The organism is Albidovulum sp., from assembly GCF_049646345.1.
In the GTDB taxonomy this organism is placed as follows: Bacteria; Pseudomonadota; Alphaproteobacteria; order Rhodobacterales; family Rhodobacteraceae; genus Albidovulum.
The window spans coordinates 1-9,634 of the sequence record NZ_JBARVQ010000665.1 but is presented as its reverse complement, the minus strand read 5'-3'; the positions used below and the strand labels follow the sequence as shown (position 1 = coordinate 9,634).

Genomic DNA, 9,634 nt, shown 5'->3' with positions numbered 1-9,634 from the left:
CCTGAGGGACAGTTTGACCCCGCGAGTGGCCTGATGGGCCTCCCGCGGGGTTTTTCTTTGGCCTCCTTGAATTCGAGGAAGGCTGTGATAGCAGAGGCCGGTATTCGCCGGAGGGACCGATGGACGGATTGGACGCGCTTAAGGGCAAGTATCTCGACGGCATTTCCAGGGCGGGGGATGAGGCCGCTTTGGAAGAGCTGCGCGTGGCGGCCCTTGGCAAGAAGGGTGAGATTTCGCTGAAGATGCGAGAGCTTGGCCAGATGGACCCCGCCATGCGGCAGGAAGCCGGGCAGGCGCTGAACCGGCTGAAGGATGAGATTGACGCGGCACTGCGCGCCAAGAAATCCGCGCTGGCCGATGCCGCCCTTGATGAGCGGCTGAAATCCGAATGGCTCGATGTTACGCTGCCGGGCCGTCCGCGCCGTCAGGGCACGATCCACCCGGTCAGCCAGGTCACCGAGGAAATCACCGCGATCTTCGCCGATATGGGCTTTGCCGTCGCCGAAGGGCCGCAGATCGAAAGCGACTGGTACAATTTCGACGCGCTCAACATCGCGCCGGAACACCCCGCGCGGCAGGAGCATGACACCTTCTTCATGGCGCGGGCCGAGGGCGACAACCGCCCGCCGCATGTGCTGCGCACCCATACCAGCCCCGTGCAGATCCGCGCCATGCAGACCCACGGCGCGCCGATCCGCGTCATAGCACCCGGCCGCGTCTACCGCATGGACATGGACCAGACCCATGCGCCGATGTTCCACCAGATCGAGGGGCTGGCGATCGACCGCGATACCTCCATGGCCAACCTCAAATGGGTGCTGGAAGAGTTCTGCCGCGCCTTCTTTGAGGTCGACGATGTCGAGCTGCGCTTCCGCGCCTCGCATTTCCCCTTCACCGAACCTTCGGCCGAGGTCGATATCCGCTGTTCTTGGGACAAGGGGCAGCTGAAGATCGGCGAGGGCGACGGCTGGATGGAAATTCTCGGCTCCGGCATGGTCCACCCGCATGTGCTGCGCTCGGCCGGGGTCGATCCCGACGAATGGCAGGGCTTTGCGTTCGGGATGGGGATCGACCGGCTGGCGATGCTGAAATACGGCATCCCGGATTTGCGGGCGTTCTTCGAGAGCGATTTGCGCTGGCTGAGGCACTACGGCTTTGCGAGCCTCGACATGCCGACGGTGGCCGGGGGGCTGAGCAGGTGAAGCGGGAACGCGATCGCATTCGAAACCTTCTCTTGCGTCTTGAAGGCGAGCCGCAGGGCTTCCTCATTGTCGCTGGATTGTTGAACGCTTCTGACGAGGAACGGGCTGACGAATACCATCTAAAGCTGATGGCTGATGAGGGACTAGTAGTTGAGACCGATGAGGCCGTTTGGCGCTTAACTGCCCTAGGACACGATGCCGTTGAGGCACTGGAAGTGAACGCATTCTGGGAAAAGTTGAAATCGGCTGGACCCAAGGAAGCATACGAACTTCTAAAGGGTGCAACCTCTTCTTTGGCTGTCACAGCAATTAGCAAACTAATGGGTTGGGGATAGCGAGCAAGCCGTAGGGCGGGGTTCACCCCACCGCGCGCCGGAATGGCGGGGTGAACCCCGCCCTACACATGGGACGATACGATGAAATTCACCCTCTCCTGGCTGAAAGACCATCTTGAGACGCAAGCCACGCTCGACGAGATCCTCTATGCGCTGACCGATCTTGGGCTTGAGGTCGAGGAGGTGCAGAACCCTGCCGCGCGGCTCTCGGCCTTCACGCTGGCCAAGGTTCTGCACGCCGAACAGCATCCCGATGCCGACAAGCTGCGGGTCTGCCGGGTGCTGACCGACGAGGGCGAAAAGCAGATCGTCTGCGGTGCCCCGAACGCGCGGGAAGGGATCACGGTCGTCCTTTGCAAGCCCGGCGATTATGTCCCCGGCATCGACGTGACCCTGGGCGTCGGCAAGATCCGGGGGGTCGAGAGCCATGGCATGATGGCCTCGGAGCGCGAGCTTGAGCTTTCCGACGAACATGACGGCATCATCGAGCTGCCCTCGGGCGAGGTCGGTGAGCGGTTCGTGGACTGGCTGGCGGCGAACCGCCCCGGCGCGGTCGATCCGATGATCTATATCAAGATCACCCCGAACCGTCCCGATGCCCTGGGCGTGCGCGGCATCGCCCGCGACCTTGCGGCGCGGGGACTGGGCAAGCTGAAACCGCTCGACGTACAGCCGGTCAAGGGCGGGTTTGAAAGCCCGATCAAGGTGGTGATCGACGCGGCCCTGAAGGAAAAGGGCTGTCCGCTTTTCACCGGCCGCCTGATCCGCGGCGTGAAGAACGGGCCGAGCCCGGCCTGGCTGCAGGCGCGGCTGAAGGCCATCGGGCTGCGTCCGATCTCGGCGCTCGTCGATATCACCAACTTCTTCACCTTCGACCAGAACCGGCCCCTGCACGTCTTCGATGCGGGTAAGGTCAAGGGCGATCTGCGCATCCATCCGGCGGCGGGCGGCGAGACGATCGAGGCGCTGGACGAGAAAACCTATACGTTCAAGCCTGGCATGATGGTGATTTCGGATGACAACGGTCCCGAAAGCATCGCCGGTGTGATGGGCGGCGCGGTTTCCGGCTGCACCGAGGAAACGACGGATGTCTTCCTTGAAAGCGCCTATTGGGACCCGATCACCATCGCCACGACGGGCCGCGCGCTGAAGATCAATTCCGATGCCCGCTATCGCTTCGAACGTGGCGTCGACCCGGACTTCACTTTGCCGGGGCTGGAACTCGCGACGCGGATGATCCTTGATCTTTGTGGCGGCGAGGCGTCCGAGGTCGTCATGGACGGCGCGGTGCCGGTGACGGACCGGGCCTATCGGTTTGACCCGAAAAAGGTCGTGAGCCTTGTCGGCATGAATATCGCCGAGGGCGATCAGCGCCACACTCTGGAGGCCCTTGGCTTCACCCTGAAGGGTGACATGGCCCATCCGCCGTCCTGGCGCCCCGATGTGCTGGGCGAGGCCGATCTGGTCGAGGAAGTGGCGCGAATCGCGTCGCTGACGAAGCTGGAAGGCAAGCCGATGCGGCGCACCAAACCCGGTGTGCCAAAGCCGATCCTGACGCCGATGCAGATGCGCGAAAAGGCGGCGCGGCGGACGCTTGCGGCCCTTGGCTACAACGAATGCGTGACCTACAGCTTCATCGACGGCCCTTCCGCCGCGATGTTCGGCGGTGGGGAAGAGGCGACGCGGATCGAAAACCCGATCTCGTCCGAGATGACCCATATGCGCCCCGACCTGCTGCCGGGCCTCTTGCAGGCCGCCGCCCGCAATCAGGCGCGCGGTTTCATGGATCTGGCTCTCTTTGAGGTTGGCCCCGCTTTCGCAGGCGGCGAGCCCGGCGAACAGGCCCTGCAGGCGGCGGGCCTTCTGATCGGCGCCACCGCGCCGCGCGACCCCTACGGCTCGCGTCGCCCGGCCGATACCTATGACGCCAAGGCCGATGCCGAGGCGGTTCTGGCCGCCCTTGGCGCGCCTCAGAAGGTGCAGATCAGTCGCAAGGCGGATGATTGGTTCCATCCGGGCCGGTCGGGCGTGATGGGGCTTGGGCCGAACGCGCTTTGCACCTTTGGCGAGGTGCATCCGAAGGTTCTGCGCGCGATGGATGTGAAGGGGCCTGCGGTCGCCTTCACCATCCATGTGGAAAAGGTGCCCTTCCCGAAATCCAAGACCACGACCCGCGCGGCCTTGGGCATTTCCGACCTTCAGGCGGTCGAACGCGATTTCGCCTTTGTCGTCGACAGGGGCGTCGAGGCGCTGACGCTGGTGAATGCCGCGCAAGGTGCCGACAAGGTGCTGATTGAAAGTGTCGCGGTCTTTGACCAGTTCACCGGTGAGAAGGCCGAGGCGCAGATGGGTGCTGGCAAGAAGTCGCTGGCGATTTCCGTCCGTATGCAGCCGCGCGACAAGACCCTGACCGACGAAGAGATCGAGGCCGTTTCGGCCAAGATCGTCGAGAAGGTGGCAAAGGCGACGGGCGGCACGCTCAGGGGATGACATATTGGCAGGGACGGCGGGGTTGCCCCGTCTTCCCTGCCGGTCTCGTGATCCTGATGTGTCGCGTCGGGGGCGGCTCAGTCCCGCCCGGACGGTACGAAGAAATCCAGAACCGAGCCTGACCCCGCCTTGATCGCGGCCCAGTTATCGATCTGGAAATCGACCACCAGCGTCGCGCCGGTCGGATAGCGCTGAAAGTCCGGGTCAACAGGCAGGCGCGCGGGCAGGCGGGCGGCGAACTCCGCGATGCCGGGATTGTGCCCGATCATCATGACGCAATCTCCCGTCGCCTTGGAGAGGTATTTCAGCATCACATCGGGCGCCGCGTGATAGAGGGCTGACAGGAACTCCACCTTCGGGGTCACTTCAAGCGGGGCTGCGGCCATCCGGCTCCAGGTTTCTTTGGTCCGCTCTGCGGTTGAACAGAGGACCTGATCGGGCTCGTATCCTCGTGAATTCAGCCATTCCCCCAGTTCCAGCGCCGCGCGCCGTCCACGTTGGTTCAATGGCCGGTCATGGTCGGCGGTTCCGGGGTCGTCCCAGGCGGACTTCGTGTGGCGGGTCAGGATCAGGCGGCGGTGGCCGGAAGGGGTCATCTGTGAAAGAGCCTCATGTGATAGGCGGATTGTTCCGGCAGCCTGCCATAGGCTTGTGACAGCGGGCAAGCGCGACGTGTGTGGCAACCGGAAGAAAGACAGTCCTGTCCGGCGGATGTATCAAGAAAAGCGTGGCAGGCGGGCACGTCATATCCCGCCGGTGTCAGGGCACTGGCAGGGCAGGCGGTTTCACAGGGGCGGTCAGGGCAGGTGTCGCACGGCGAGGCGAGGGGCGGCGCGGGCAGGTCGATACGCCCGGGCAGCGCCAGCGCCCCCCGGAAAGATACCATGAGCCCTGCACGATCATGGACGAGGATCTGGACGGGTGAGGCCCAGACCCGCCCCGTCCGCTGGGCCCAGCGAATGAACGGCGGATAGGGTGGCCCGTCAGAGGGAAAGATCGCCTGACCCGAGAAGGTCGCCGCGATATCGTCCAGAACCCGCTTTGACCAGCGATCCAACGGGTCCGGCGCGCCATCCTGCCATTCGGGCATGGTGGTCACATGCGCCCAGAAGCCTGGCTCTGACGGACCGATCAGCAGGAGCGTTCCGGTCCCATCCGGGCAGTCGTCCCCGGCTGCGGGATGAAAGCCGCCGAACACGGCAAGGCGGTGCGTGGCGGCGAGGCGTTCAATGCGGGCAAGGTCGGGCGTGGTCATGCGCCAAACATGACCCGCCCCACTTGCCCGGGCAATGTCAAAGACGACCTGCCACGGCGTCAGGCCGCCATGGCACTGTGCATCTGACTCAGATACTCCATCCTGACGCTTTCCGGGTCGATCATTGCCATGAACGCGCTGCTGCCGTTTGCCTCCATGAACCCGGCAGATGCCGCCTTGGCCGCGTCGAGGTCGCTCCAAAAGGCGAGGTCGATCCATTCCTCGCCGTCGCGGACAAGTGTGCGATAGGCAAAGCCGGGCTGCGTCTTGGCCCAATCGCTGATCGCAGCGGCGGCGGCGATGAACTGCGCCTCATCAGTGCCGGGCAGGGTGCGGAAACGGACGCGTTCGAGGATCTGGGTCATTCTGGTTCTCCTCCGTGCATGGGCCGGGTTCGGCCGATGCGGGAACCAATACATGCCCCCTCCTGACAGGGTTCTGTCAGGAGCTTTGTGCCCGAAGCGATTACTTTTCGCGCGGCGTCACGCGCGGTTTGGTCGTGCGGATGAGAGAGCCTGCACCATGATCGGTGAACAGCTCCAGAAGGCAGGCATTGGGCACGCGGCCATCAAGGATGACGACGGCGCGCACGCCTTCCTCGATCGCCTTCAGGGCGGTTTCGGTCTTGGGGATCATGCCGCCCGCGATGACGCCCCTGGCGGTCAGGTCGCGCACCTCTTCCGGTGTCAGCTGGGTCATGACCTCGCCCGCTTCGTTCTTCACGCCCGAGACATCGGTCAGCAGGAGCAGGCGATCCGCCTGCAATGCGCCCGCAATGGCCCCTGCGGCAGTGTCGCCATTGACGTTGAAGGTCTCATTCGCCTCCATGCCCGTCGCGACTGGTGCCACGACCGGAATGATCCCGGCGGCGAAAAGGTCGCGCAGGACCTGCACATTCATCTCGACCGGCCTGCCGACGAAGCCCAGCTCCGGATCGTCAGCCTCGCAGACCATCAGGTCATCGTCTTTGCCCGACAGTCCGACTGCGCGGCCACCCTCATCCATGATCGCCTGGACGATGCGCTTGTTGACAAGACCGGTCAGCACCATCTCGACCACCTCGACCGTGGCCTTGTCGGTCACACGCTTGCCGCGCACGAATTCTGACTTGATGCCAAGCCGCGACAGAAGATCATTGATCATCGGCCCGCCGCCATGGACCACGACCGGGTTCATCCCGACCTGTCGCATGAGCACGATATCGCGGGCAAACTCGGCCATCGCGTCTTCGTCACCCATCGCATTGCCGCCGAACTTCACGACAACGACGGCGCCGGTATAGCGCTGAAGATAGGGAAGCGCCTCGGAGAGTGTCCGGGCGGTGGCGATCCAGTCACGGTTCATGTCTTGCTTTCTCATTCACGAAAAAACCTGAAAGGGCGGATGACGTGGTGTTAGCGGTTTCCGTGGCGTCGGCCAAGAGTGGGGAGCGAATACGTTGCAAGGAAACTGGCAATGCTGCGAAATCGGGTTGGCCGGATTGAGGCTTTGTGGTCGTTGGGAAGCGCCACGCAAGCCGGGCGAGCGACTGCCCGTGGGGTGGCGCAGCGACCTGTACTCGGGGTGCTTTATGCCCGCAAAGCCCCTCTAACCTCATGCGAAGCACGCGATCTCAAAAGCGCCAGCCCGCCGGGACGGGCAGGCGCTCGCCCGGCGCGCGTCGCGCTTGTTCCCGGGCGAAGAGGCGTATCCTCGAATGGCAGAAAAGTCCTGAACCTGAACAGAAATCGGGGAGGGACGGCAGAACGCGTCCGCCTCACACCATGGTAGCGATGATTGTCCGCAGCGTTTCGATGCCGTCGCCCTTTTCGGACGAGGTCACGATGATCTCGGGATAGGCGGCGGGGTGCTTTTGCAGCGCGCCGCGGACCTGGCTCAGGATCGCCTCATGCTCCGAGGTCTTGATCTTGTCCGCCTTGGTCAGGACCACCTGAAAGGTCACAGCAGAGCGGTCGAGAAGCGTCAGGATCTCATCATCCACCTTCTTGATGCCGTGGCGCATGTCGATCAGCACGAAGGCGCGGCGCAAGGTCTGACGACCGCCGAGATAGGATTTCAGCAGCGCCTGCCATTTTGCCACCACCGCAACCGGCGCCTCGGCATAACCATAGCCGGGAAGGTCGACGAGGTAGTGGCTATCGCCTGCGGTGAAATAGTTGATCTCCTGGGTGCGGCCCGGCGTGTTCGACGCGCGCGCCAGCGCCTTGCGCCCCGTCAGCGCGTTGATGAGGGAGCTTTTTCCGACATTGGAGCGGCCTGCGAAACAAACCTCGATCCGGTCCGCCGGGGGCAGGCCGGACATCGCGACGACGCCTTTGAGAAAGTCGATGGGGCCCGCGAACATCAGCCGCCCCTTTTCGCGGCTGGCATCGTCAGGCGCGGGGGCCAGCGGGAACGGAATGGTCACGGCAGAAGCTCCGCCTGATCACCGACATTGACTGCGCCCGTCTCAATCACACGGGCGTAAAGGCCGAAATCCTTGTCGCCATGCAGCGCCATCAGTGCCCTGAGCGTATCGGCATCCCGTTCACCCGTAGCCGGGTTCGCGGTCGTGGCCATGCAGCGTTCCTTCGGTTCGACGATCTCCAGCACCGCGCCACCGATCCGCAACCGGCGGCCGATCCAGCCGCGCTCTTCCCAGGGCTTCAGACCTTCCAGCCAGATATTGCCGCGCCAGCGCAGGGGCGACAGGTCAACACCCATATGTTCGGCAAGCGCCCGGTTCGAAGCGATCGAGATGAGCGAGATCGACGGGTAGTCGGTGTCGGTCATGCCGCGCCCCGTGACCGAATAGATCCGCGTCGGCAGCGCCCGGTCTGCGGGGCTGATCGGCCGCACCCAGTCGATGAACCTTGCGGCATCCGCTACATCGTCCGGGCGGAACGTGATGTCGGGCCGCTCGGGATGGGTAAGGGTCAACGCCCCTGTCGCCTCATCCAACGCGGCATTGATCGCCATCAGCTTTGGCGCCTTGGACCCGCGCGAGAAGTTCTGGCAGGGCGACCATTCGCCTTCAGTGATCTTAGCGGCATCATGCGCCACCGCCCAATGCCGGTCCCAAGGCAGATCCGCACCCTCGTTCAGAAGGACACGCGACAGCGCCTCGCGTCCATGCGATTTCAGCGGATGGCGCTGGAGCGAGGCGACCGTCGGTGTCATTTCGGTGCCGACTTGTCGCGTTTGAAGCCGCTCTTGATATTGTCGAAGAGTTCGGGGCGTTTTCCGTGCATCGACATGATCGTGTACTGCTGGATGAAGGTGATCGTGTTGTTCGCAATCCAGTAAAGCACGAGGCCCGAGGCGAAGCTGCCCAGCATGAACATGAAGATCCACGGCATCCAGGCAAAGATCATCTGCTGTGTCGGATCGGTCGGGGCCGGGTTCAGTTTCTGCTGGAACCACATCGAGATGCCGAGAAGGATCGGCAGCACGCCCAGCGAGAAGATGAAGAAGAGGGAACCCTGTTCCGGCGTCGCGAAGGGCAGAAGTCCGAAGAGGTTCAGGATCGACGACGGGTCGGGGGCCGACAAGTCCTTGATCCAGCCGAGCCACGGTGCGTGATAGAGCTCGATCGTGACGTAGATGACCTTGTAGAGCGAGAAGAAGATCGGGATCTGCAGAAGGATCGGCAGACAGCCCGAGGCCGGGTTGACCTTGTTCTTCTTGTAAAGCTCCATCATCCCCTTTTGCATCTTCTGGCGGTCGTCGCCGGCGGCCTCTTTCAGGGCCTCCATCTCGGGCTGCAATTCCTTCATCCTGGCCATCGAGATGTAGGACTTGCGCGCCAGCGGAAAGACGATGAGCTTGATGATGACCGTCAGGGCAATGATCGCCCAACCCATATTGCCAATGGCGCCATGCAGCCAGTGAAGCAGGCGGAACATCGGCTTGGTGAGGAAGAAGAACCAGCCCCAGTCGATCGAATCGACAAAGCCGGTGATCTCTCCGTCATCCTGATAGTGCTTGATGACTTCCCATTCCTTCGCTCCCGCGAAAACCATCATCCGGGCTTCGACGGTCGCACCGGGAGCAACGTCCATCACGGGCAATCGCGCCTCGGTCTGGTAGATGTCGGCACCGGGGATGTATTTCGCGACCGAGGTGAAGGGTTGGCCTTGAGCGGGCGCAAGCGTCGTCATCCAGTATTTGTCGGTAAATCCGATCCAGCCGCTTGCCGTGATGTCTGTCCGCTCGGTCGGGCCGCCTTCACGGGCATCGGCGTCAAGATCCGGGATCGATTTGTACTTGATCTCGGACAGCTTGCCATCGGCCATGCCAACCACGCCTTCATGCAGGACGTAGATCCGGGACGCATCGGGAATGCCATGCCGGGCAATGATACCGTAAGGGGC

General features: G+C 63.2%; 10 protein-coding genes. 3 read left to right on the top strand and 7 right to left on the bottom strand.

All coding sequences use genetic code 11. The features are described 5' to 3' along the window. The first annotated feature begins 119 nt into the window (after positions 1–119). The 3 genes from pheS (at position 120) to pheT (ending at position 4,027) form a co-directional block, all read left to right on the top strand. Positions 120–1,202 (top strand): phenylalanine--tRNA ligase subunit alpha, encoded by a 1,083-nt coding sequence (gene pheS / locus WBB85_RS17440; protein WP_432639867.1) that lies wholly within the window; start codon positions 120–122, stop codon positions 1,200–1,202. Next, positions 1,199–1,537: a hypothetical protein gene (locus tag WBB85_RS17435; RefSeq protein ID WP_432639866.1), complete on the top strand. Its 339-nt coding sequence runs from the start codon at positions 1,199–1,201 to the stop codon at positions 1,535–1,537. Before pheS ends, WBB85_RS17435 begins: the two co-directional genes overlap by 4 nt. Positions 1,538–1,618: 81 nt before the next feature. Then, positions 1,619–4,027, top strand: coding sequence for a phenylalanine--tRNA ligase subunit beta (gene pheT / locus WBB85_RS17430; RefSeq protein WP_432639865.1), 2,409 nt, complete (start codon positions 1,619–1,621; stop codon positions 4,025–4,027). A gap of 77 nt (positions 4,028–4,104) precedes the next feature. On the opposite strand, the gene WBB85_RS17425 is transcribed toward pheT, so the two are convergent. From WBB85_RS17425 to yidC, 7 genes are all read right to left on the bottom strand, one after another. Beyond that, on the bottom strand, positions 4,105–4,623 hold the full coding sequence (locus WBB85_RS17425) for a SixA phosphatase family protein (protein ID WP_432639864.1): 519 nt from the start codon (positions 4,621–4,623) through the stop codon (positions 4,105–4,107). Then, positions 4,620–5,282, bottom strand: coding sequence for a ferredoxin (locus WBB85_RS17420; protein WP_432639863.1), 663 nt, complete (start codon positions 5,280–5,282; stop codon positions 4,620–4,622). The genes WBB85_RS17425 and WBB85_RS17420 overlap by 4 nt, the downstream gene beginning before the upstream one ends. Before the next feature lie 59 nt (positions 5,283–5,341). Beyond that, entirely contained in the window at positions 5,342–5,647 is a 306-nt protein-coding gene (locus tag WBB85_RS17415) for a hypothetical protein (protein WP_432639862.1), read from the bottom strand. A 100-nt stretch (positions 5,648–5,747) separates the two neighbouring features. Then, positions 5,748–6,641, bottom strand: a complete 894-nt coding sequence (gene argB, locus WBB85_RS17410) for an acetylglutamate kinase (RefSeq protein WP_432639861.1) — start codon at positions 6,639–6,641, stop codon at positions 5,748–5,750. 397 nt (positions 6,642–7,038) lie between these two features. Continuing rightward, positions 7,039–7,689, bottom strand: coding sequence for a ribosome biogenesis GTP-binding protein YihA/YsxC (gene yihA, locus WBB85_RS17405; protein ID WP_432639860.1), 651 nt, complete (start codon positions 7,687–7,689; stop codon positions 7,039–7,041). Beyond that, a complete protein-coding gene (locus WBB85_RS17400; protein ID WP_432639859.1) occupies positions 7,686–8,441 on the bottom strand; it encodes an MOSC domain-containing protein in 756 nt (251 codons plus the stop codon). Before WBB85_RS17400 ends, yihA begins: the two co-directional genes overlap by 4 nt. Continuing rightward, positions 8,438–9,634: membrane protein insertase YidC (gene yidC / locus WBB85_RS17395; protein WP_432639858.1), on the bottom strand; the 1,197-nt coding region annotated here is incomplete at its 5' end. The genes WBB85_RS17400 and yidC, both read right to left, overlap by 4 nt.

Excerpts from the sequence above, each read along its gene's own strand:
- pheT (WP_432639865.1), top strand. The coding sequence starts at position 1,619 with ATGAAATTCACCCTCTCCTGGCTGAAAGACCATCTTGAGACGCAAGCC.
- WBB85_RS17415 (WP_432639862.1), bottom strand. The coding sequence starts at position 5,647 with ATGACCCAGATCCTCGAACGCGTCCGTTTCCGCACCCTGCCCGGCACT.
- argB (WP_432639861.1), bottom strand. The coding sequence starts at position 6,641 with ATGAGAAAGCAAGACATGAACCGTGACTGGATCGCCACCGCCCGGACA.
- pheS (WP_432639867.1), top strand. The coding sequence starts at position 120 with ATGGACGGATTGGACGCGCTTAAGGGCAAGTATCTCGACGGCATTTCC.
- WBB85_RS17420 (WP_432639863.1), bottom strand. The coding sequence starts at position 5,282 with ATGACCACGCCCGACCTTGCCCGCATTGAACGCCTCGCCGCCACGCAC.
- WBB85_RS17400 (WP_432639859.1), bottom strand. The coding sequence starts at position 8,441 with ATGACACCGACGGTCGCCTCGCTCCAGCGCCATCCGCTGAAATCGCAT.
- WBB85_RS17425 (WP_432639864.1), bottom strand. The coding sequence starts at position 4,623 with ATGACCCCTTCCGGCCACCGCCGCCTGATCCTGACCCGCCACACGAAG.